This window comes from Halostella sp. PRR32 (genome assembly GCF_034808085.1).
GTDB classification, from domain to species: Archaea; Halobacteriota; Halobacteria; order Halobacteriales; family Natronoarchaeaceae; genus Halostella; species Halostella pelagica.
Map to the genome: position 1 here is coordinate 115,477 of NZ_JAXHGL010000001.1, position 20,479 is coordinate 135,955.

A 20,479-nucleotide genomic window follows, 5' to 3' on the forward strand; every position below is an offset into this window, starting at 1 on the left:
ACTGATTTCTGGCGGATAAGAGGTGGATATCTATCCGTTCTCGTCTCTCGCCGTCGCCACGGTGCCGAACAGAAATACGAGCGACGAACCGAGCAGCCACATCGCGACGGGCGTCGCCGCCGAGATGGTCCGTTCCATGCGGAAGTACCAGGTCCACGTCGCGTGCATCTCCGCGACGAACGCGACGAGACCGACGAGGGCGACTACCAGCAACAGCGCCGTTGCCGAGAGAACGGTTCCCACCCGGCAGACTCGCGTCAGGCTACGCATCGTCGACCCACCACCGCGAGACGAGCAAGAGGCCGAAAAGCGGGACGAGGGCGGTCAACAGGTACGAGATGAACAGTCCGACGTAACTGACAGTCGACTGGAGGTGGATCGCCCAGTGCCAGGTCCCTTTCAGTTCCGCGATGATGGCGATGGTGCCGACGGTCAACAGCGATAGGGCAAGAAGCGTCGCGAGCACGTACACGGCGTATCCGAGGACCCTGACGACCCGCGTGCCGTCGAGACGCTCGCCGCGAGCAACGGTGCGCTCGGACATCTACGCCCCCCAGTGGTACCTGTAGGCATCGTACGCGATGATGCCCAGAACGACTGATCCCACGAGCAGTACCGTCACGGCGTCGTCGGCCGGCAGCGGGAGTTCGGCCGATGAAAGTCCACTGCTAGCGTGTAACATGCGTAGTTGCAAGCAGTGAATTCGCATAAACGCTTGCTACTCTCGGAAAACGTGATACACGACGGGCTTATACGCCGAGATCCAGTACTCTTGTCAAGCGATAGCATGGCAAGTCGACGCACACTCCTCGAACGGATCGCGGGTATCGCCGGAGCCGTCGGCCTGGCGGGGTGTTCGCAGTTCCTACGGCCGGCGCGGTCGGAGACCGACCTCGGATTAGACCCGAACCCGCACGCCGACGGACTGCCGAACCGTCAGCACGCGCAGTCGTCGTTCGTCCGGCGCGACCGCCACGGCAATCCGCTGTTGCCCCGGCATCACCGGGTCCTGTTGCTCGACCTGAGCGCGTCGCCGTCGAAAGAAACGGGCCGCACGATAGAGCGCGCGATGCGAACTCTCGAAGGCGCGTACGAGTGGGGATCCGACGGGCTCTTTCACCTGCTCGCCTGGGGGCCGAACTACTTCGAGCGAGTGGGTGCACTGGATGCGACACCGGTTCGCCGGCCCGAGGTACTCTCGCGTACGGACGACCCGGACCTCCTCGACTTCGACGCCGCGCTCGCCCTGTCGAGCGACGTTCCGTCGCACCTCGACGCCGCGGAGAACGCTCTGTTCGGTCCGAAGGACTCTCTCGGCGACGTTTCGGTCGACGACCGCCTCGGCGACGTGTTCTCGACCAGCGGTCGACGCACCGGGTTCATCGGCGAGGGGTTGCCGGTCGAGCACACGGACGCCGAAGGGCTCCCTGAGGACCCGCCGCTGTCCGACTCCGACCGGATGTTCATGGGCTTTCGCTCGGGAATGCGCGGCACGCAGGCCAGCGAGGACCGCGTCACCATCGACTCCGGGTCGTTCGAGGGGGGGACGACGATGCATCTGAGCCACCTGAGCCAGTCGCTCACTCGCTGGTTCGAGGGGTTCGACCGGAACGAGCGCGTCGCGCGGATGTTCTCCCCGGAGTTCTCCGACGAGGACGTAGACGAGTTCACCGACACCGTCCCGTTCAGCGACGCCGTCTCAGACCACGCGAGCGAACACGACGTCGTCGGCCACCACGAGAAAGTGGCTCGGGTCCGCGAGGACGGCGAACCGATCGTCCTTCGGCGGGACTTCAACACCGTCGACGGCAACCGGGCGGGCGTCCACTTCCTCTCATTCCAGGCGTCGCTCGACGACTTCGAGAAGACGCGAAAGGCGATGAACGGCTGGTACGTCCGCGACGACAGCACCGAAGTGCGCGACCGGCAGAACAACGGCATCCTGGAGTTCATCACCGTCGAGTCGCGGGCGAACTTCTACGTCCCGACCCGCGAGTACCGAGCGCTGCCGATGTTCTAACTCTGGCGGGCAGACCTTCGCGACGATATTCGACATCGCAGTGCGTCGAGGGTCTCCATCCGCCTCGCTCCGACAGCGTAACTCCGGCTGAGCGGGCGACGCTACGTCGGCGGCGCACCCGGCGGCCGCTTCTGGTCGTCGTCGAGGAAGACGCGGGCGAACAGGTCCACGTGGAGCTTCAGGACGCGCTCCGGCGGGAGGCCGCTCTCTTCGGCCTGGGCGTCGAGAAATTCGGCGAGTTCCTCACTCGGGTCGTGTCTGATCTCTGTCCCCTCGACCCCGAAGGCGATGTCGTCCGGGTCCTCGACGTCGCGGACCAGATGTTCGATCTCCAGCAACGCCTGTTCAGCCTTGGTCTCGATAGCCTGCTCGTGGTCCATCATCCGCTGGTCGCTCCAGTCATCGACGGCCTCCAGAAAGCGGTCGCCGGGTTCGAACGCCAGCGTCAAAACGACACCCCCGCGTCCTCGTCGACGAAGGACTCCTCCCAGCGGGTCACCTTGTCGCAGACCGGGCAGGGTCGCACCTGCTCGCTCTCACCCAGCAACGACGCCATCGTCCCGCACTCGGCGCACTCGTAGTACGTCACGTCCTTGACCCTCCTTCGTCGGCGGGACCGCTTTCCTCCGCAGGCACCCACTCAGTCTCCGCGTCGCAGACTTCGCAGTATCGCGCGTGCGGTTCAGCGACGGCTTCGTCGGACGCGGACACCGTTCCGCACTGGGTACACTTGTAGTACGTCTTCGGTTCGACGTGGTCAGTTCGGGCGGAGGCCATCCGCTCGGACCGGTCGGTGTGACGGTGCACCCTCCTCTGTCCGGCCCCGCCGCGCGCCGTCTCCGGCGGGAACGACTCGGGGAGCGGACCAGGCTCGCCCAGTTCCGAGTACAGGACGACGAGGAATCCGAGCAGCGCCACTATCACCGCCAGGCCGGCCCATCCGCTGGCCGGTGTGTGTCCGACGTACCCCTCGAACGGCCCGGTCTGACCCATCGAGACGAACACGTTCATCGCGGAGAGGAGCAGCCACGCACCAAGTAGCACCACGGCCGCCAGAAGCACCGGGTGCTGTCTGAGAGCGTATCGCTTCACCATGCGGTAGCGATCCACGCCGACTGTGAAAACGATTCACCAACCTCTCCGAACGGCGACGTTACTCCGTCAGTTCCCAGTTCGCCTTCGACGCCGCGTCTGCCACGGGGACGAACTCCCAGTCTGCCCGCTCGGCGATGTACTCGTCCTCGCCTTCGACGCCGACGACGACCATGCGCTCCGAGTAGAACATCGAGTGCACGTCGATCTCCGCCAGACGTTCGCCCGGGCCCGTTCCCGTGCCGTTGAAGAAGTCGGCGTCGACGCCGTGGTTGCGCTGGAAGGTGCCGATGACGTGGGATGGCACGTCGCCGACGATACCGATCCAGTCGGACCAGACCTTCGCGTCGGCGACGGCCGCGGCGGGGTTCGCCAGGCGCTTCGCGGCCTCGTAGGTCAGCGCAGTCACCATGTCGTCGACGCCGCCGCCGTGGGGGCCGCTCGCCTCCGCGTCCGGCGGTGCCGCGGCGGTCGCGTCAGACTTGCCCTCGCTCCCGGCACCCGCTCCGCCGGACCGCTTCGGGATCCCGACTGGATCGCCCCGGTTCTCCCGCGGGACGTGCGGGACGCGCGCCTCGCCGCTGGCGTCAGAGGCCTGACCGGCATCGCGGTCGGAACCGTCCGCGACGTCTCGGATCCTCGGCGACGGCACGCCGTCACCACCCGCTTCGGATATCGGTTGGTCGTCCGTCGAGTCGCTGCCGGCAGCGTCTACGGAAGAGTCGCCCGAGGACGACGGCCCGACCGGCGCGTCCTCGGCGGGCTGCGTCGAGACGGGGGCGTCGTCGTCACCGTCGTCCCGCCAGATCCAGTCGCCCGGGTTCGGTTCGCCGTCTTCGGTCCCGTCGTCGGCGTCGATGTCGTCGAGGTCGATGCGTTCTGTCATAGTTCTGGTGCCCCGGCAGGACCGTCCGCGAGGGGCGTGTCGTCGTCGACCGCGTCTGTGAGATCCAACCGTTCGCACAGCGCTCGTGTGGGACGCCCGTCGAACCCCCAGTCGCGGGCCGCGTAATACCGCGTGAGGAGTCGGTCGAACTCGTCCGGGTCGATACCGTCCGAGTCGTCGACTGGGCGCGTCAGTACCTCCGGGAGTTCGTCGTCCGAGCGGTCGAACCCCTCTCGCACGTTGAACAGGCGGACCAGAGTCCAGATCCGCTCGCCGGCGGTCCGCAGTTCGTCCGGCGTCCGGCTCTCGCCCGCGGCCCGGAACCACTCCGCGGCGAGGTCGTCGAGCACCTCGCCGGCGAAGTCGTCCCCCACGAGGCTCCAGACGAGCGACCGGCGGTCCTGTTCAGCGACGACGGCGCGGACGCGGTCGGCGTCGGACCAGTCACCGAACACCTCCTCCTCGACGGGGCGGGCGCGCCGGTGGCACGCGCCGCGGTCGCTGGTGGCGTACGCGAGCGCCATCGCTCTGGACCCGCGGGGGTCGTATCCCGGAAGTTCCATCGCTTTCACGGTCGGGACGAGTCCCTCACCGCCGAACCGCTCTGCGGCCGCCGCGACGCCGTCAGCGAGCGCGTCGCCGAGCGGCGTCGACCGCGACGCTATTTCCTCTATCAGCACGCGGGCACCGTCCTCGTCCCCGAACGAGAGGTCGCGGTCGAGGACGCCCTCCTCGCTGGCGCGGACCGCCCACGCTACCGCGCTGCCGGCGCTGATGACGTCGACGCCCAAGCGGTCACAGGTTTCACCGAGCGCGGCGACGGCGTCGAACTCGCCGACGCCGAGTCCCGCGCCGAGCGACATCGCGGTCCCGCCGCGCGGGACGTACTCGCCGGACTCCGTCTCGACGCGGAAGCCGCCGGGCACGTCGTCGTCCTCGCGTTCGCGCCCGCTCGAAGCCTCGCGGACGGCCGCGACCCCGACCGCGTCCGCGCTCTCGAACTCGCTCTCTTGCCACCCGCGCGTAGAGAGGACGCCGACCTCGTCGGCGAACTCGACCGATTCGACGGTGCCGCTGGCGCGCTGCCACCGGCCGACATCCGCGTTCAGGTAGTCGTCGGTGTATCGCTCGCGCAGGTCGCCGAACCCCTCGGGCGGGTCGCCCCGGGCGACGACGGCTTTCAGGCGCTTCGACCCCATGACTGCACCCGCGCCGCCCCTGCCCGCGTGGTGGTCGGCGTCGTCCGAAGCGATGGTCGCGTACTGGACTTCCTGTTCGCCCGCGGGGCCGACGCAGGCCACCGCGGCGTCCGGACGAGCGGTACACGTCTCGACCGCGTCTTCGCCCCACTGGTCGCTCCGGGCGACCGTCGCATCGCCGTCCGCCACTTCGACCCTGACGGGGTCGTCGGCCCGCCCGGTGACGAGCAGTCCGAGATGGTCCTCAAGGGCACCCGAGAGCCGTTCGGCGAAGCCGCCGCCGCTGTACGAGTCCAGAAACGTGCCGGTCAGCGGCGATTTCGTGACCGCCGCATAGCGCGGTTCGCCCGGCAACACCGCCGAGAGCGGGCCCTGCATGAACAGGAGCGCGTTCGCCGGACCGAGCGGGTCGGTTCCGGGGGCGAGTTCCTCGTAGAGGTAGCGGGCCCCGAGTCCTTTCCCGCCGACGTATCGGCGACGCCACTCCGCCGGCACCCGTTCGCTACTCACGGTAGCCGCGGTGAGATCCACCCGCAAGAGGCGGTCGGGTAGGTCGTACTCCATCTACGTCCGGTACGTTGACGCTGCGCATAAGGATTATCGTAATCGATAACGCACTTCGCGAGAAAGGACGGGAGAGATGCCGACCGGAGTGATAATCGCCGGCGGACGGTCGACCAGATTCGGCGAAGAAGACAAGGCCGTCGCGGAGCTGGACGGAAGGCCGATGATCCGCCGGGTCGCCGACCGGATCGCGGGCGTCGTCGAGTCGCTGGTCGTCAACTGCCGCGAGGACCAGGTCGAACCGATCCGCGAGGCGATGCGAGGCTACGATCACGACGTCTCCTTCGCCGTCGACCCGGATCCCAACCAGGGGCCGATGGCGGGTATCCGGAACGGCCTGCGCGCCGTCGACACCGAGTACGCCTTCGTCGTCGCCTGCGATATGCCCTTCGTCGACCCGGACATCGCGTCGTACCTGTTCGACCGCGCGGCGGACTACGACGCCGCCGTGGTGCAACTCGACGACCAGTGGTACCAGACCACGCAGGCCGTCTACCGCGCGGAAGCGATGGCCGACGCGTGCGACGACGCGCTCGCGGCGGGAAAGCACAAGATACTCGAACCGCTGTTCGACCTGAACTACGTCGTCGTGGAGGGAACCGAGATAGAGTCGGTCGGGTCGACCGAGACGTTCGAGAATCTGAACACCCGCGAGGAGTTCGAGGCGGCGGCCGAGCGGTTTGCGGACGGCGAGAGCGACTCGAACTACAGTGGCCACTGACAGTCATTGCACACCCGATCGCACGACGGTCGTGCGATCGGTGTGTGAATCGTTTCAGTTGTTACTACAACTCCGGAGACGGACCCCGAGCAGCGTTTCCCCTGACCGCGGTTGAACGGCCGCCGGGCGCTCCCGCCGGCTGGTAACTAACCGGGACGTACCTTGATTGGCGCGAACGTGGTACGGCAAGCGATGAGCACGGACGATACGCCCGTACCAGTGGAAGAAGGAGAGGAGTACACCGTGGAAATAGCGGACACCGGGGAGGAAGGCGACGGCGTCGCCACGGTTCAGGACTTCGTCGTTCTCGTCCCCGACGCTACCCTCGGCGAGCGGGTGACGGTCCGTATCGACGAGGTGCAGGAGGACTTCGCCCGCGGTGCGGCCGTCAAATCGGAGTCGGACGTGAGCTAGTCGACGGAAAAGCCCAATCGGCCGCGCGAACATGACGGAGAACCCGGGAACTGTCGGCCGCGACGCAAGTGAACGGTTCGCAACCCTTATCGGCGTTTCCGCGCCTATCACCGGGCATGAACGCAGACGACGTGCTCGACTTGCTGCGCGAGGTGGAGGACCCGGACCTCGGCGACGACATCGTCTCCCTGAACCTCGTCAACGACGTGACCGTCGAGGACGAGACGGCGCACGTCTCGCTGGCGCTCGGCGCGCCGTACTCGCCCAACGAGACGCGGATCGCGGAGCGCGTGCGCGAGGTGCTCGGCGATGCCGGCCTCGAAACGGACCTCTCGGCCGAGGTCGACTCGGGGCTCTCGCCAGAGGAGCAAGTGCTTCCCGACGTAGAGAACATCATCGCCGTCGCCAGCGGGAAAGGCGGCGTCGGCAAGAGCACCGTCGCGGTCAACCTCGCCGCCGGCCTCTCGCAGATGGGCGCGCGGGTCGGCCTGTTCGACGCGGACGTGTACGGGCCGAACGTCCCGCGGATGGTCGACGCCGAGGAGGTTCCGCAAGCCACCGCCGACGAGACTATCATCCCGCCCGAGCAGTTCGGGATGAAGCTGATGAGCATGGCCTTTCTCGTCGGCGAGGACGACCCCGTCATCTGGCGCGGCCCGATGGTCCACAAGATCCTCACCCAGCTCTGGGAGGACGTCGACTGGGGACACCTCGACTACATGGTCGTCGACCTGCCGCCGGGCACCGGTGACACGCAGTTGACCCTGCTCCAGAGCGTCCCCATCGCGGGGTCGGTCATCGTCACGACGCCCCAGGAGGTCGCGCTGGACGACGCCCGCAAAGGGCTGGAGATGTTCGGCAAGCACGACACGCCCGTCCTCGGCATCGCCGAGAACATGGCGACGTTCAAATGTCCCGACTGCGGCAGCGACCACCCCATCTTCGGCGAGGGCGGCGGCGAGCGCTTCGCCGAAGAACACCAGATGCCGTTTCTCGGCTCCGTCCCGCTCGACCCCGAGGTTCGGACCGGTGGCGACGAGGGCGAACCCGTCGTCCTCGACGAGGACAGCGAGACGGGGCAGGCGTTCCGCGACATGACCGAACGAGTCGCGAACAACGTCGGGATCGTCAAGCGGCGCACGCAGTAAACGGGTTGGCTTTCGCCTCGCGACCGCTGTAACGCGGGGGACTGCCGACCCCGACCGAACCGTTTTCCCGAGGCCCCGGAGTTTTCCGTTTCCGTTCCGCGAGATAGAGCATGGACATCGTCGACGCTCTCGACGCGGCAGGCGGGACGACCTGTCTCGTCGGCGCAGGCGGGAAGAAGACGACGCTGTACGCGCTCGCTGACCGGATCGACCGCGCCGTCGTGACGGCGACGGTCCGGATCCCCATCTTCGACCGACACGTCGCGGAGGTCGTCGTGACCGACGACCCGGCCGATGCGGTCCGAACGGCCGACCGCTGGCCGCTCGGACTCGTCCCCGAGCGAAAGCGCGAGGACCGGTACCCAGGCTACGATCCCGAGACAATCACGGCTATCGCGGCGGCGGACGCCGCTGACGCCGTTCTCGTCAAGGCCGACGGCGCGCGGACGAGGGAGTTCAAGGCTCCGAACGACCGGGAACCGCAGGTCCCGCCGTCGGCGGATACGGTCGTTCCCGTCGCGAGCGCCCACGCGGTCGGAAAGCCCCTGACGAGCGAGTACGTCCACCGACCCGAACGCGTCGCGGCGATCACCGGTCGCGACGAGGGCGACGAGATCCGGCCCGTCGACGTCGCGGCAGTGCTCGCCAGCGACGACGGCGGGATGCGGGGCGTTCCTGACGGAGCGACGGCGATACCGGTGATAAACAAGGTCGACGACGAGGAACTGGCGGCGGTCGCGGGTGACATCGCGGCGGAGGTACTCGCCCGGAGCGACGTGCCGAAGGTCGTGCTCGCACGGATGGCCGACCCCGACCCGCTCGTCGCCGTCGAGGAGTAGTCAGCGTTCGCGGCCGCAACCACTGGGAGTCCGCCCGCTGCCGACGAAACTGCTGTCGGACGGCGCGGTATCGGTCCCCCCGCGTTCCCTCCTGCGGCCCGCTCGTCCCCGTCGTAGTCCCGGAGGTCACCGGATCCGATACTCACGGTATCGCCGGACGGCTATCCGGCGTGCGATCACAGCGAGACCGACCGCGACGAGTACGGTGAGACAGAGCGATCCGATCCGGACGGCGACGGCCGGGACCCCGAGGGCTGACGCACCCCCATACACTGGCGGAATGTTCCCCAAAAACCCCGGAAGTGCGGCGAGCAACACGACCACGAAGATCCCCCCGAGCCTGAGAAACGGTGCCGATCCTATCTCCGCGTACACCGGTACGTCAGTGAAGAAAAAGGGGATGGGGACGTACTCAGTGCGGTCGACACCCATTCCGACGGCGACACAGACCGCCGCGGAACACGCACAGACGGCAACGCCGACGAGGACCATCAGGACGGCCTCTACGACGCCGACGGGGCCAACTACTCCGAGCGGAAGGACGACGACCGTAACGACCGGAACGCCGGCGACGAGCGCCGCCAGAACGAGTCCGTCGACGAACTGCCGCCCTCCGACCGTCGTTAACAGCGCGGGCAGGACGCGGTACTTGACTCCGATCGGATCCGTACCGAAAGCGACGCCACCCGCGAGTCCGAGGGAGAACGCGACAAGCAGCAGCATAGTGTTTGCCCCGCCGACGATAGCGACCGCCGGAAACAGGACCAGGGAGGCGAAGACGAGGACGTATCCCGTGGTCAGAACCCCCCGTGGGACCCGTCGCTCCACGAGCAATCGCCCTCTGGCAACGGTGCGGACGGGCCGTGAAACGCGCTCTCCGAGGAACCGTTCCAGCCACCAGTCGTCGACGAGTGAGTGCGAACCGCGGCCCTCCGCCGAACTTGCGGGGTCGGCCTCCCAGATACGGCGGGCCAGAACGGTCGTCACGCCCGCGAGAAGCGGGACCGAGAGGAGAACGACTCCGAGCGCACTCAGACCGCGACGCACTGCGACACCTGCTTGGTGGCTCGTACCCGAAAGTGCGAGGTCGATTACCCACGCCGCCGGCCGGAGTTCGCTCACCGCTATCGCCGGGACGACCGTCGCCAACGTGTCCTGAAAGATGATAAAGACGACTAGCAGTATCGTCCAGCCAAAGACGGTGAACAGGTCCTTGTAGAACCCAAGCCGAACGATCCGCAGTCCGACGAGATGCGCGGCGAGTCTCCCCGCGGTGCCGACCGCGACGGCGAGCGCCGTCAAACTCGCGACTGCGGCGACGACCGTGAGAGCGACCATCGGCGACTGGAGACCGAGCGCGGTCCCGACCGCAATGCCCAGCGACGGCAGGGCGAGCACGGTGATCAGCCGGGCGTACCCGAAGAGGAGGAGGCCCGACGTGACCGTTCGGGCTGGAACAGTAGTCAGAAGCAAGTCGGCGTTCAGACGCTCGAATCGCGCATGCGTCAACGAAGAACTCCGCCACACCATCCAGACAAACAGCGCAGTGACGGCGGTCCACAGACCGGCGGGCGGTGCCGTCTGTCCCGTAGCGAGGTCACGTCCGAGTCGGTAAGCGAACGCACCGAGCAAAACGCCGACACAGAGAAGCAAGCCGGAACGGACGCGTCGCCCGAACCACCGCCCGTCGAGTTCGCGCTGATGGCGCGTCAGTTCGGTCCGTGCGACTCGCGCGCTGTGGTGGATGCGAAATTCGACCATAGGCACTGTGGTCAGTGGTGAGTCCGTACGTCTGGCTGGCATTTATACTTTCCAATAGAGATATTGTATTTTCCATCGACGCCGCCGAACTCGGGCGGCGGAAAGCCGAGCGTTCCGGGACGGGATCACGGGCGGCATCCGCTCACCGACGCGAACAGCCGATATCCGAGATGTCCGCGATAGCTCCGTCCACACCGCACGTCTCTAACAGGCGCGCTACCGGTCGTCGCGTGACTGTCCAAGCGTTCACCGCGAGGTCGGACTCGTGGGCCCGTCGAACGGTGCGGGTCGTCAGGCAGAGGAGAGACGACGGATGAAGCGCGTCACAGCCGAGGTCCGTTGCCGTCCGCACCGGACGGTCGTACTCGTGCGTGCAGACGAACGCGGTCGACACGCTCGGGTCGACGTTCGCTACCTCTCGCAGGACGGCCGGCGAGAACGCGGAGACGAGCAGGTCGTTGTCGGCGGCGGTCGCGGCGGCGAGGGCGTCGGCCGCCAGACCGCCTTCCTTCAGTTCGATATTCACCGCGGTGTCGTCCGGGACCGTCTCCAGGACGGCATGGAGCGTCGGGATAGTCTCGCCGGACCGAAGCACGTCGAACCCGCGGAGTTGAGCCAGCGTCAGATCGCTGACGGCACCGCTCCCGTCCGTCACGCGGTCGACGGTCGCGTCGTGGACGACCACCAGTTCGCCGGACCCGCACCGGCGGACATCCGCCTCGATCATGTCCGCCCGGTCGGCCGCGCGACGCACCGCCGCGAGCGTGTTCTCGGGCGCTTCGGCGGCGAAGCCGCGATGAGCGATGAGGTCCATACCGCCCGTTCGCGTTCCCGGACAAAGTATCGTGGGCCTCTCGACACCGGAACTGCTCCCGTTCGGTCAGGTCCGGTCGCCGAGGATGTGCACGTCCTGTCCCGTCAGGACGAACCAACTATTTTGCCCGTAGATGTGGCAGTTCCAAACGATCACAATGCCCCGTGACGCTGACGAGTCCGCACCAGAGGTCCCGATAGTCTGTACCGTGTGCGAAACGGAGAGTCGAGTCCCGCTTTCGGACGTCGCCGACGTCATCGAAAAACACAACGAGCAGATACACGACGGCGAGGAGGCCGCCGAAGTCGACCCGGCCCTCGCGGACCATCTCGCCGACCTCGTCGCGGAGGAGATGGGTCTCTACGACGAACCGTCGGAGGAGTGACCGAGACGGTTACCCCCACTTGACGGGGCATCCGGGCGTCTCATACTGTCGGCTGTAATCCCTTGGAGAATATCGGACCCACGGGGTCCGAGTATCTTTACGAAGTTACAGCCGACAGTATCAGCGTCGCGTCGGTCGCAATGGCAGTGCGAGCAGTTCGCCACCGCGAAACACGGGTAACGGGACGGATGCGGGTCGACGAGGGCGGCCACGTGTTCGGAGTCAGCGCGTTCGGGACGCTCGACGGTCCCTGATCCTCCCGTTTTATTTCCGTCGCCGCCGTCGAACACGATATGTCTGTGAGTTTCGACTTCGACGGGAGCGTGGCGGTCGTCACCGGCGCGAGCGGCGCGCTCGGAAGCGCTATCGTCGACCGGTTTCGCGCCGCCGGTGCGACGGTGTGCGCCGTCGACATCGTCGCACCCCACGAGGACGGGTCACTGCTGGACCTCGACGAAGACACCCACTTCTACGAGGCGGACCTGACCGACGAGGGCGACGTCGCCGAAACCGTCGACGCCGTGGTCGACGACCACGGCCGCGTCGACCATCTGGCGAACATCGCCGGCACCTGGCGCGGCGGAACGCCCATCGAAGAGACCGATATCGCGGAGTTCGAGTTCCTGATGGACGTGAATCTGAAGTCGGCGTTTCTCACTTCGAAGCATCTCGTCCCGCATCTCCGCGAGGCGGACGGCGCTATTGTCAGCGTCAGCGCCCGCTCCTCGCTGGAGGGCGGCGAGGGCGACGGTCCGTACCGCATTTCCAAGGCCGGAATCCGCCTACTCACAGAGACCCTCGCGGAGGAAAACGAGGGCGACCTCCGGGCCAACGCAATCATGCCCAGCGTCATCGACACGCCGATGAACCGCGAGATGATGCCCGACGCGGACCACGACGAGTGGGTCGACCCGGCAGACATCGCTGACGTCGTTGTGTTCCTCTGTAGTGAGTGCGCGAGCGTGACGAGCGGGGCGGCGGTGCCCGTGTACGGCGAGGCGTGATTCTCGCGGGAGAGGCGTCTATTTTCCGTAGAGGATCACGGTGAATGCGATCTATGTCCTCGTAGAAAATGACGGCGAGGGGTAGACGTATCTCTCATCGCGTTATCCTGTGACATTACTTAACAATGTTGGAATGAAGGGCCAGATACTTTGGTGGCAACGGTGGTTTCACGCATAGATATGCCAGAAAGAGAAGTCTGGGGTACCCGGATCGGATTCATCCTTGCGGCGGTCGGCAGCGCCGTCGGGTTGGGTAACATCTGGCAGTTCCCCTTCAAGACGGCGACGTTCGGTGGGGCAGCGTTTCTGGTCGTGTACCTGCTCGCCGCAGTCGCGATCGGTCTCCCGGCGATGCTCGCGGAGTTCGTCATCGGCCGGCGGTCGAACCTGAACGTCGTGAGCGCGTTCCGAGGCCTGGGACGCCGAGAGTGGCGTTTCGTCGGGATATTCGGCTTGATAACCGGGTTCTGGATCCTATCGTACTACTCCGTCGTCGGCGGATGGGTGATCCGCTACATGGTCGGGAGCGTGACCGGCGCGTACTTCGGCGACCCCGCCGGATACTTCACCACTATCAACGCGGGACTCGCGACCGTTGGCTTCCACGCCGTCTTCATGGCAATTACCGTCGGTATCGTCGCGTTCGGCATCGAGGACGGCATCGAGAAGGCGACGAAGGTGATGGTGCCGAGCATCATCCTGTTGCTCGTCGGTCTGGCCGTCTGGGCGACGACGCTGTCCGGCGGCGGCGAGGGGTACCAGTTCTTCCTCTCGCCGGATTTCGGCGACCTGCGTTCCAACTGGACCGATATCGTTCCGTTCGCCGTGAGTCAGGCGTTCTTCTCGCTGTCGCTCGGGATGGGCGCGATGATCACCTACTCCTCGTATCTCGGCGCGGACGACAACCTCGGACAGGACGGCATCTCGATCGTCGTGCTCAACACGTTCGTCGGCGTGCTGGCGGGGCTGGTCGTCTTCCCCCTGCTGTTCGCACAGGGCGTCGAACCGGGCGAAGGGGGTGCCGGCGCGGTGTTCATCAGCATCGCACAGGCGTTCTCTGAGCTGCCGGCCGGCCGGGCACTCGGCGTCATCTTCTTCGGCGTCGTGCTCATCGCCGCGCTCTCGTCGGCCATCAGTCTGCTCGAAGTCGTCACCGCCTACGTCGTGGACAACTACGACATCTCGCGGCCGTCGACGGCGGTCGGACTCGGTCTCGTGCTGTTTCTCCTCGGCGTTCCGTCGGCGCTCGACATCGCGATGTTCACGTGGTTCGACGCTGTCGCGTACGGGGCGCTTCTGCCGCTTTCGGTCCTGTTGATCCTCGTCTTCGTCGGCTGGGTGCTCGCCGACGAGGCGCTCGACGAACTCCGCAAGGGGACGAACGGCATCCCCACGCTCGGCCCAGTCTGGCTGTGGACGGTGCGCGTCGTCGTGCTCGTCGCCGTGCTGGCGACGCTGATTCTCGGCGTGCAGGGACTCGCCGAAGACCCCGGAATACTGCCGCCGGTCTGAGTCGCCTCGGCCGCCGCTTTTCGACCGTCTCCGGGCGGGATCTGCGGTGATGTGATATCGATTTTCGGCTACCTGTTCTCGGTTCGCAACCCTCTTTTGCGCTCTCGTGAGACTGTTCCCCAGTGACGCGTGAATCCTGGACGACGCGAACCGGTTTCATCCTCGCCGCTGCGGGAAGCGCAGTGGGCCTCGGGAACGTCTGGCGGTTCCCCTGGATGACGGCCCAGAACGGCGGCAGCGCCTTCCTGATGCTGTACCTCGCACTGGTACTGATCGTGGGCGTCCCCGGACTCCTCGCGGAGTTCGTCATCGGACGCAGGGCGCGACGGAACCCGGTCGGCGCGCTCTCGTCGCTCTCCGAGTCGGACCGGTGGGGCGTCGTCGGTCTGATCCCGGTCGTTACGACGGTGTTTCTCCTCTCGTTCTACAGCGTCGTCGGCGGGTGGATACTCCGGTATCTCGTCGGAAGCGCGACCGGCGCGTATTTCGACGCGCCGGGGGCGTACTTCGATTCGATCGCCTTCGGCCCCGAGGCAGTCGCCTTTCAGGCCGTCTTCCTGGCGGCTACGGCGGCCATCGTCTTCGGCGGCGTCCGGCGGGGGATCGAAGCCGCGACGAAGGTGATGATGCCCGCGATAGTCGTGTTGCTCGTGGGACTCGCCGCCTGGGGAACGACGCTTTCTGGCGCGGGGGACGGCCTCAGTTTCTTCCTGTCGTTCGACGCGGCGTACCTGCGCGAGAACTTCTTCGACGTACTCGGAGCCGCCACGGGACAGGCGCTTTTTACCCTCTCGGTCGGTGCCGGAACGATGATCACCTACGCCTCCTACCTCGGCGAGGACCGGTCGCTGGCAGCGGACGGCGCGACCATCGCCGTGTTCAACACGCTCATCGGCGTCGTCGCTGGACTCGTCGTGTTCCCGTTGCTGTTCGCACAGGACCTGCCGGTCGGTGAGAGCGGGCCGGGCGCGCTGTTTGTCAGCCTCGCGGGCGCGTTCTCGACGCTCCCCGCCGGTCGCCTCGTCGGCGTGGTCTTTTTCGGCGTGATGACGCTCGCGGCCCTGTCGAGTTCGATCAGCATGCTCGAACTCCCCGTCGCCTTCCTGGTCGACGAGTACGACGTGGAACGGCGGCGGGCCACGGCCGGACTCGCCGGCCTCTTTCTCGTCTTCGGGGCGGTGAACGCGCTCCGACCGGCGGTGTTCGACTTCGTCGCGTCGACACTGGTCGACCTGCTGCTCTCTCTCGGTCTGCTCTGTTTCCTGCTGTTCACCGGCTGGGTGCTGGGGACGGACGCGACAGAGGAGTTCCGTAACGGCGCGGGGTCGCTCGGCCGGGTACTCGCGTTACCGTGGCTGTACGTCGTCGGCGTCGTCCTTCCGCTTGGCCTCACTTTCACCGTAACGACGGGAGTTCTCGGGGTAGCGAACGTTTCGTTACCGTCGGCCGCGGTCGCCGCGCTGTCTGTCACAGCGGCGGTCGCCGCGTTCGTCGGTCTCCGCCGGTCCCGGTCGGTGCTGTAGTCGAACGCCGGACGCGACCTCCGCCTTACAGGAAACCTTTTCCATCTTCTGGTAGTGGGATCGGTCAACGATGAGACACGGGTGGTTCCGACCATGACGATGGAGGACCGCATCGAGGAACTTAGCGAACTCCAGGAGGAGGCTCGAGAAGGCGGCGGCGAGGCCCGGATCGAGTCCCAGCACGAGAAGGGCAAGATGACGGCCCGCGAACGGATCGAGTACTTCCTCGACGACGGGACGTTCAACGAGTTCGACCAGTTCCGAACCCATCGCTCGCACAACTTCGGGATGGAGGAAAAGCAGATCCTCACCGACGGCGTTGTGACGGGCTACGGGGAGGTCAACGGCCGGAAGACGTTCGTTTTCGCGCACGACTTCACCGTCTTCGGCGGGTCGCTTGGTGAGGTGTTCGCCGAGAAGATATGTAAAGTCATGGACATGGCTATGGAGGTGGGCGCGCCTATCGTCGGTCTGAACGATTCGGCCGGCGCACGCATCCAGGAGGGCGTCGCCAGCCTCGGCGGGTTCACGGACATCTTCCACCGCAACCAGAAAGCCAGCGGCGTGATCCCCCAGATATCCGGCATCATGGGCCCGTGTGCGGGAGGTGCAGTCTACTCCCCGTCGATCACCGACTTCGTCTTCATGGTAAAAGACACGAGCCACATGTACATCACCGGGCCGGGCGTCACGAAGACGGTCACCGGCGAAGACGTGACCCACGAGGAACTCGGGGGTGCGATGACCCACTCGTCCGAGACCGGGATCGCCCAGTTCGCCTGCGAGGACGACGAGGACGCGCTCGACCGGATCCGTCAGCTGTTGTCGTATCTCCCGCAGAACAACGTCGAAGACCCTCCCCGGGTCGAACCGTGGGACGACCCCGAACGCCGCGACGATGACCTGAAAGACATCGTCCCCGACAGCCCGCAGAAGCCGTACGACATGACGAACGTCGTCGACTCGGTCGTCGACGAGGGGTCGTTCTTCGAGGTGAACGCGAACTTCGCGAAGAACATCGTCGTCGGCTTCGGCCGGCTAGACGGCCGCTCCGTCGGCGTCGTCGCCAACCAGCCCCGGGTCAACGCCGGCACGCTCACCGTCAACTCCTCGATGAAGGCCTCGCGGTTCGTGCGCTTTTGCGACTCGTTCAACGTCCCCATCGTCACGTTCGTCGACGTTCCGGGCTACATGCCCGGCACCGACCAGGAGCACCGCGGCATCATCCGCCACGGCGCGAAACTGCTGTACGCCTACAGCGAGGCGACGGTGCCGCTTCTGACCGTCATCACGCGGAAAGCCTACGGCGGCGCGTACTGCGTCATGGCATCGAAGAACCTCGGCGCGGACGTCAACTACGCCTGGCCCACGGCCGAGATCGCGGTCATGGGGCCACAGGGGGCCGTGAACCTGCTGTACGACGACGAACTCGCGGAGGCAGAGGACACCGAGGCACTCCGCCAGGAACTCATCGACGAGTACCGCGAGGAGTTCGCCAACCCGTACACCGCGGCGGACCGCGGGTTCCTAGACGACGTGATCGAACCGACCGAGACGCGGCCGCGACTCATCCAGGACTTAGAGATGCTCAGATCGAAACGCGAGGACCAACCCGACAAGAAACATGGTAACATCCCACTCTGAGGCGGCGACCGCGGAGGAGGCCAACGGGGAGGTACCGGACCTGCTCCCGGAGGACGTGTCGATAGACATCCCCGACGACGCCTCCGAACAGGAGGCCGCGGCCATCGTCGCGGCAGTGGGCGCACACATGCACGACCAGGAGCGTGCGGCCGCCGCCGCGGCCGAGAGCGAACCGACCTGGGAGGGCAAGCGCTGGACGTTCGCCGGACGTATCGAGGCGATGCAGGACCGAAACGTCCGCGTCCCGACCGAGGCCCCGACCGACGAGTGGACGGCCGCGGCGCGGGCCGACCGGTTCTGACCCGCGCCGTCGGTCGCCGTTACGTCTCGCGACGCCGAACGCGCAACCGAACCTCTTCGGGGCGAAGCGTCACGTTCAGCACCGGGTCGAGGGCCTCCGTGGCGCTCTCGACTGCTCGGAGGACACGGCATCCGTGCTGTTTCGCAAGCCCGGGCGGCGCTCGTCGACGCTGCGATCAGCGTGATGGGGCGGGCGACACGTCCGCCCATCTGATTCGTCATCGCCGCGAACGGGAAGTTGCGAAAAAGTAAGGTACCCGCCTATTGAGGTTTCGTGTAGGAATGTTCAGGAAGGTTCTGGTCGCGAACCGCGGCGAGATCGCGGTTCGAGTAATGCGAGCGTGCGAGGAACTGAACATCGGGACAGTCGCCATCTACAGCGACGCCGACAAGAACGGCGGTCACGTCCGCTACGCCGACGAGGCGTACAACGTGGGGCCGGCGAAGGCGAGCGAATCGTATCTGGACCAGGAGGCGATCCTGGATGCCGCCCGGAAAGCCGACGCCGACGCCGTTCACCCCGGCTACGGATTCCTGGCCGAGAACGCCGAGTTCGCGGCGCGCGTCGAGGAGAGCGAGTTCACCTGGATCGGCCCGTCGAGCGAAGCGATGGAGCGGATGGGCGAGAAGACGGAGGCGAGAAAGGCGATGCAGGCGGCCGACGTCCCGATCGTTCCGGGGACCACCGACCCGGTCGAGAGCGTCGATGAAGTCACGGACTTCGGCGACGAACACGGCTACCCCATCGCGATCAAGGCCGAAGGCGGCGGCGGCGGCCGCGGCATGAAAGTCGTTCAGAGCGAGAGCGAGGCCGAAGACCAACTGGAGAGCGCCAAACGCGAGGGCGAGGCATACTTCTCCAACGACTCCGTCTACCTGGAGCGCTATCTGGAGAACCCGCGCCACATCGAGGTGCAGATCATCGCGGACGAGGAGGGGAACGTCCGCCACCTCGGCGAACGCGACTGCTCGCTCCAGCGACGACACCAGAAAGTCATCGAGGAGGGACCGAGCCCCGCGCTCTCGGACGAACTCCGCGAGAAGATCGGCGAATCCGCCCGCCGCGGGGTTAGCGAAGCGGGATACACGAACGCCGGAACCGTCGAGTTCCTCGTCGAGGAGGAAGAGCGCCACCCCGACGAACCGCTCGGTCCGGACGCGAACTTCTACTTCCTCGAAGTGAACACGCGGATACAGGTCGAACACACCGTCACCGAGGAGATAACGAACATCGACATCGTCAAGTGGCAGATCCGGGTCGCCGCGGGCCAGGAACTCGGCTTCTCGCAGGACGACATCACCTTCGACGGCCACGCGATCGAGTTCCGCATCAACGCCGAGAACGCCGCGAACGACTTCGCGCCCGCCCAGGGCGGCGAACTTGAGACGTACGACCCGCCGGGCGGTATCGGCGTCCGGATGGACGACGCCCTGCGCCAAGGCGACGAGATCGTCACCGACTACGATTCGATGATCGCCAAACTGATCGTTCATGGGTCGGACCGTGACGAGTGCATCGCACGAAGCCTCCGGGCGCTCCGCGAGTACGAGATAGACGGCGTCGTGACGATCATCCCGTTCCACCGCCTGATGCTCACTGACGAGCGGTTCACGAACGGGACGCACACGACGAAGTATCTGGACGAGCATATCGACAAGAGTCGGATCGAGGACGCCCAGAATCAGTGGGGCCCCGAGGACATCAGCGGTGCCGGTGCCGAGGACGAAGAGGTCGTCGAACGCGAGTTCACCGTCGAGGTCAACGGCAAGCGGTTCGAGGTCAACCTCGAAGAGCGCGGTGCGCCGCCCATCGCCGCCTCCGGCGGCGGAGGCGCTGGCGGCGCGACCGCCGAACGCCCCGATTCGGCCGGGGGGAGCGACGGCGACTCCGGCGGCACCGAGATAACGGGCGAGGGCGAACAGGTCGCCGCGGAGATGCAGGGCACGATCCTCGAAGTGAACGTCGCCGAAGGGGACGAAGTCGCTGCCGGCGACGTGATCTGCGTGCTGGAAGCGATGAAGATGGAGAACGACGTCGTCGCCGAACGGGGCGGCACCGTCACGCAAGTCGCCATCAGCGAAGGCGAGAGCGTCGACATGGGCGACGTGCTGGTCGTGATGGACTGATAGAGAACGCCCGGCGACCGACCCCCACCCGACTGTGCCGTCACCTTCGGGAACCGTCAGCGCGGCGGGATCTCGGCATTCTCAACCAGGCCTGCTCGCGAGAACTTCGTCCGAGAGTATCCGAATCTACAAACCGGATTCAGATCGGCGATCGTCACGGGACGCGTCGCTACGCGAAGTTACGTCGACAGAAATGCTCCGGCAGGGGTTCGATAGCATCGATGCCATGAATGCCCAAATTGAGGAGTTGAATCAAGAGATGGGTTTGGATCCATATGCAGGTTTAGACTAGGGGTGGGCATTCAATTCAGATCCAGTTTGGTATCAGGGTGAAGACATTGATGCATCTCTTGATGAAGCCATCCGAGATGGAATTGAGGGTTTGAAGGTGTTGTCAAAAAAGACGAAGGAAGTAATTGCCAAGCTTCGAGATTAATGAGCGTACCTGCATATTACGAACAACTATATTGTACCATTGAGGGACATTAAGTGTAAGTGGGCACCCAACTCTGAAAACAGAGTGGAT

The 20,479-nt window shown here is 66.0% G+C and carries 22 protein-coding genes; 12 read left to right on the plus strand and 10 right to left on the minus strand.

Translation table 11 applies throughout. The features are described from left to right. Positions 1-30: 30 nt before the first annotated feature. From SM753_RS00705 to SM753_RS00715, 3 genes are read right to left on the minus strand one after another with little or no spacing between them, the layout of a single operon-like run. Positions 31-270, minus strand: coding sequence for a hypothetical protein (locus SM753_RS00705; protein ID WP_323190168.1), 240 nt, complete (start codon positions 268-270; stop codon positions 31-33). After that, positions 263-544, minus strand: a complete 282-nt coding sequence (locus SM753_RS00710) for a hypothetical protein (protein ID WP_237561281.1) — start codon at positions 542-544, stop codon at positions 263-265. Before SM753_RS00710 ends, SM753_RS00705 begins: the two co-directional genes overlap by 8 nt. Continuing rightward, positions 545-682, minus strand: coding sequence for a hypothetical protein (locus SM753_RS00715; RefSeq protein WP_168192958.1), 138 nt, complete (start codon positions 680-682; stop codon positions 545-547). Between the two features lie 105 nt (positions 683-787). Here SM753_RS00715 and SM753_RS00720 point away from each other — a divergent pair, with 105 nt between their 5' ends. Continuing rightward, on the plus strand, positions 788-2,020 hold the full coding sequence (locus SM753_RS00720; RefSeq protein WP_323190169.1) for a hypothetical protein: 1,233 nt from the start codon (positions 788-790) through the stop codon (positions 2,018-2,020). Between the two features lie 101 nt (positions 2,021-2,121). On the opposite strand, the gene SM753_RS00725 is transcribed toward SM753_RS00720, so the two are convergent. The 5 genes from SM753_RS00725 to SM753_RS00745 are packed head-to-tail and all read right to left on the minus strand — an operon-like array spanning position 2,122 to position 5,761. After that, complete coding sequence (locus tag SM753_RS00725; RefSeq protein ID WP_138797470.1) at positions 2,122-2,469, minus strand: hypothetical protein; 348 nt, start codon at positions 2,467-2,469, stop codon at positions 2,122-2,124. Further along, the gene (locus SM753_RS00730; protein ID WP_161972910.1) at positions 2,466-2,609 is read right to left on the minus strand and encodes a hypothetical protein; all 144 of its coding nucleotides are present in this window, start codon (positions 2,607-2,609) and stop codon (positions 2,466-2,468) included. Before SM753_RS00730 ends, SM753_RS00725 begins: the two co-directional genes overlap by 4 nt. Continuing rightward, complete coding sequence (locus SM753_RS00735) at positions 2,606-3,115, minus strand: hypothetical protein (protein ID WP_323190170.1); 510 nt, start codon at positions 3,113-3,115, stop codon at positions 2,606-2,608. Before SM753_RS00735 ends, SM753_RS00730 begins: the two co-directional genes overlap by 4 nt. A 58-nt stretch (positions 3,116-3,173) precedes the next feature. Further along, positions 3,174-3,998, minus strand: a complete 825-nt coding sequence (locus SM753_RS00740) for a hypothetical protein (protein WP_323190171.1) — start codon at positions 3,996-3,998, stop codon at positions 3,174-3,176. Continuing rightward, positions 3,995-5,761, minus strand: coding sequence for an aldehyde ferredoxin oxidoreductase C-terminal domain-containing protein (locus SM753_RS00745; protein WP_323190172.1), 1,767 nt, complete (start codon positions 5,759-5,761; stop codon positions 3,995-3,997). The genes SM753_RS00740 and SM753_RS00745 overlap by 4 nt, the downstream gene beginning before the upstream one ends. A 76-nt stretch (positions 5,762-5,837) precedes the next feature. Between SM753_RS00745 and SM753_RS00750 the strand changes: the two genes are divergently transcribed. From SM753_RS00750 to yqeC, 4 genes are all read left to right on the plus strand, one after another. After that, complete coding sequence (locus tag SM753_RS00750; protein ID WP_323190173.1) at positions 5,838-6,482, plus strand: molybdenum cofactor guanylyltransferase; 645 nt, start codon at positions 5,838-5,840, stop codon at positions 6,480-6,482. Positions 6,483-6,674: 192 nt separating this feature from the next. After that, entirely contained in the window at positions 6,675-6,896 is a 222-nt protein-coding gene (locus SM753_RS00755; protein WP_323190174.1) for a TRAM domain-containing protein, read from the plus strand. Positions 6,897-7,012: 116 nt separating this feature from the next. Continuing rightward, complete coding sequence (locus SM753_RS00760; RefSeq protein ID WP_138797475.1) at positions 7,013-8,044, plus strand: Mrp/NBP35 family ATP-binding protein; 1,032 nt, start codon at positions 7,013-7,015, stop codon at positions 8,042-8,044. A 110-nt stretch (positions 8,045-8,154) separates the two neighbouring features. Beyond that, positions 8,155-8,883, plus strand: a complete 729-nt coding sequence (gene yqeC / locus SM753_RS00765; protein ID WP_323190175.1) for a selenium cofactor biosynthesis protein YqeC — start codon at positions 8,155-8,157, stop codon at positions 8,881-8,883. A 126-nt stretch (positions 8,884-9,009) separates the two neighbouring features. Here the strand turns inward: yqeC and SM753_RS00770 are convergent, their stop codons facing one another. Further along, complete coding sequence (locus SM753_RS00770) at positions 9,010-10,644, minus strand: hypothetical protein (protein ID WP_323190176.1); 1,635 nt, start codon at positions 10,642-10,644, stop codon at positions 9,010-9,012. A gap of 142 nt (positions 10,645-10,786) precedes the next feature. Then, positions 10,787-11,458: a glycerophosphodiester phosphodiesterase family protein gene (locus SM753_RS00775; RefSeq protein ID WP_323190177.1), complete on the minus strand. Its 672-nt coding sequence runs from the start codon at positions 11,456-11,458 to the stop codon at positions 10,787-10,789. Between the two features lie 133 nt (positions 11,459-11,591). Between SM753_RS00775 and SM753_RS00780 the strand changes: the two genes are divergently transcribed. From SM753_RS00780 to SM753_RS00810, 7 genes are all read left to right on the plus strand, one after another. Continuing rightward, the gene (locus SM753_RS00780; RefSeq protein WP_323190178.1) at positions 11,592-11,843 is read left to right on the plus strand and encodes a hypothetical protein; all 252 of its coding nucleotides are present in this window, start codon (positions 11,592-11,594) and stop codon (positions 11,841-11,843) included. A gap of 293 nt (positions 11,844-12,136) precedes the next feature. Beyond that, positions 12,137-12,847: an SDR family oxidoreductase gene (locus SM753_RS00785; RefSeq protein WP_135534178.1), complete on the plus strand. Its 711-nt coding sequence runs from the start codon at positions 12,137-12,139 to the stop codon at positions 12,845-12,847. A gap of 180 nt (positions 12,848-13,027) precedes the next feature. Next, positions 13,028-14,359 carry a sodium-dependent transporter gene (locus tag SM753_RS00790; RefSeq protein WP_135534179.1) on the plus strand — a complete coding sequence of 444 codons (1,332 nt, stop codon included), beginning with the start codon at positions 13,028-13,030 and terminating at the stop codon, positions 14,357-14,359. Between the two features lie 122 nt (positions 14,360-14,481). After that, complete coding sequence (locus tag SM753_RS00795) at positions 14,482-15,882, plus strand: sodium-dependent transporter (RefSeq protein ID WP_135534180.1); 1,401 nt, start codon at positions 14,482-14,484, stop codon at positions 15,880-15,882. Positions 15,883-15,981: 99 nt separating this feature from the next. Continuing rightward, complete coding sequence (locus SM753_RS00800) at positions 15,982-17,526, plus strand: acyl-CoA carboxylase subunit beta (RefSeq protein ID WP_135534747.1); 1,545 nt, start codon at positions 15,982-15,984, stop codon at positions 17,524-17,526. Next, positions 17,507-17,827 carry an acc operon protein gene (locus SM753_RS00805; protein WP_323190179.1) on the plus strand — a complete coding sequence of 107 codons (321 nt, stop codon included), beginning with the start codon at positions 17,507-17,509 and terminating at the stop codon, positions 17,825-17,827. Before SM753_RS00800 ends, SM753_RS00805 begins: the two co-directional genes overlap by 20 nt. Before the next feature lie 281 nt (positions 17,828-18,108). Then, entirely contained in the window at positions 18,109-19,953 is a 1,845-nt protein-coding gene (locus tag SM753_RS00810) for an acetyl-CoA carboxylase biotin carboxylase subunit (RefSeq protein WP_138797479.1), read from the plus strand. Positions 19,954-20,479: the final 526 nt, after the last annotated feature.

What these genes read in the sequence shown, in the direction of transcription:
- SM753_RS00715 (WP_168192958.1), bottom strand. Translation starts at nt 682, where the DNA reads ATGTTACACGCTAGCAGTGGACTTTCATCGGCCGAACTCCCGCTGCCG.
- SM753_RS00740 (WP_323190171.1), bottom strand. Translation starts at nt 3,998, where the DNA reads ATGACAGAACGCATCGACCTCGACGACATCGACGCCGACGACGGGACC.
- SM753_RS00735 (WP_323190170.1), bottom strand. Translation starts at nt 3,115, where the DNA reads ATGGTGAAGCGATACGCTCTCAGACAGCACCCGGTGCTTCTGGCGGCC.
- SM753_RS00780 (WP_323190178.1), top strand. Translation starts at nt 11,592, where the DNA reads ATGTGGCAGTTCCAAACGATCACAATGCCCCGTGACGCTGACGAGTCC.
- SM753_RS00755 (WP_323190174.1), top strand. Translation starts at nt 6,675, where the DNA reads ATGAGCACGGACGATACGCCCGTACCAGTGGAAGAAGGAGAGGAGTAC.
- SM753_RS00775 (WP_323190177.1), bottom strand. Translation starts at nt 11,458, where the DNA reads ATGGACCTCATCGCTCATCGCGGCTTCGCCGCCGAAGCGCCCGAGAAC.
- yqeC (WP_323190175.1), top strand. Translation starts at nt 8,155, where the DNA reads ATGGACATCGTCGACGCTCTCGACGCGGCAGGCGGGACGACCTGTCTC.
- SM753_RS00760 (WP_138797475.1), top strand. Translation starts at nt 7,013, where the DNA reads ATGAACGCAGACGACGTGCTCGACTTGCTGCGCGAGGTGGAGGACCCG.
- SM753_RS00805 (WP_323190179.1), top strand. Translation starts at nt 17,507, where the DNA reads ATGGTAACATCCCACTCTGAGGCGGCGACCGCGGAGGAGGCCAACGGG.
- SM753_RS00770 (WP_323190176.1), bottom strand. Translation starts at nt 10,644, where the DNA reads ATGGTCGAATTTCGCATCCACCACAGCGCGCGAGTCGCACGGACCGAA.
- SM753_RS00705 (WP_323190168.1), bottom strand. Translation starts at nt 270, where the DNA reads ATGCGTAGCCTGACGCGAGTCTGCCGGGTGGGAACCGTTCTCTCGGCA.
- SM753_RS00745 (WP_323190172.1), bottom strand. Translation starts at nt 5,761, where the DNA reads ATGGAGTACGACCTACCCGACCGCCTCTTGCGGGTGGATCTCACCGCG.
- SM753_RS00800 (WP_135534747.1), top strand. Translation starts at nt 15,982, where the DNA reads ATGGAGGACCGCATCGAGGAACTTAGCGAACTCCAGGAGGAGGCTCGA.
- SM753_RS00750 (WP_323190173.1), top strand. Translation starts at nt 5,838, where the DNA reads ATGCCGACCGGAGTGATAATCGCCGGCGGACGGTCGACCAGATTCGGC.
- SM753_RS00710 (WP_237561281.1), bottom strand. Translation starts at nt 544, where the DNA reads ATGTCCGAGCGCACCGTTGCTCGCGGCGAGCGTCTCGACGGCACGCGG.
- SM753_RS00790 (WP_135534179.1), top strand. Translation starts at nt 13,028, where the DNA reads ATGCCAGAAAGAGAAGTCTGGGGTACCCGGATCGGATTCATCCTTGCG.
- SM753_RS00810 (WP_138797479.1), top strand. Translation starts at nt 18,109, where the DNA reads ATGTTCAGGAAGGTTCTGGTCGCGAACCGCGGCGAGATCGCGGTTCGA.
- SM753_RS00720 (WP_323190169.1), top strand. Translation starts at nt 788, where the DNA reads ATGGCAAGTCGACGCACACTCCTCGAACGGATCGCGGGTATCGCCGGA.
- SM753_RS00785 (WP_135534178.1), top strand. Translation starts at nt 12,137, where the DNA reads ATGTCTGTGAGTTTCGACTTCGACGGGAGCGTGGCGGTCGTCACCGGC.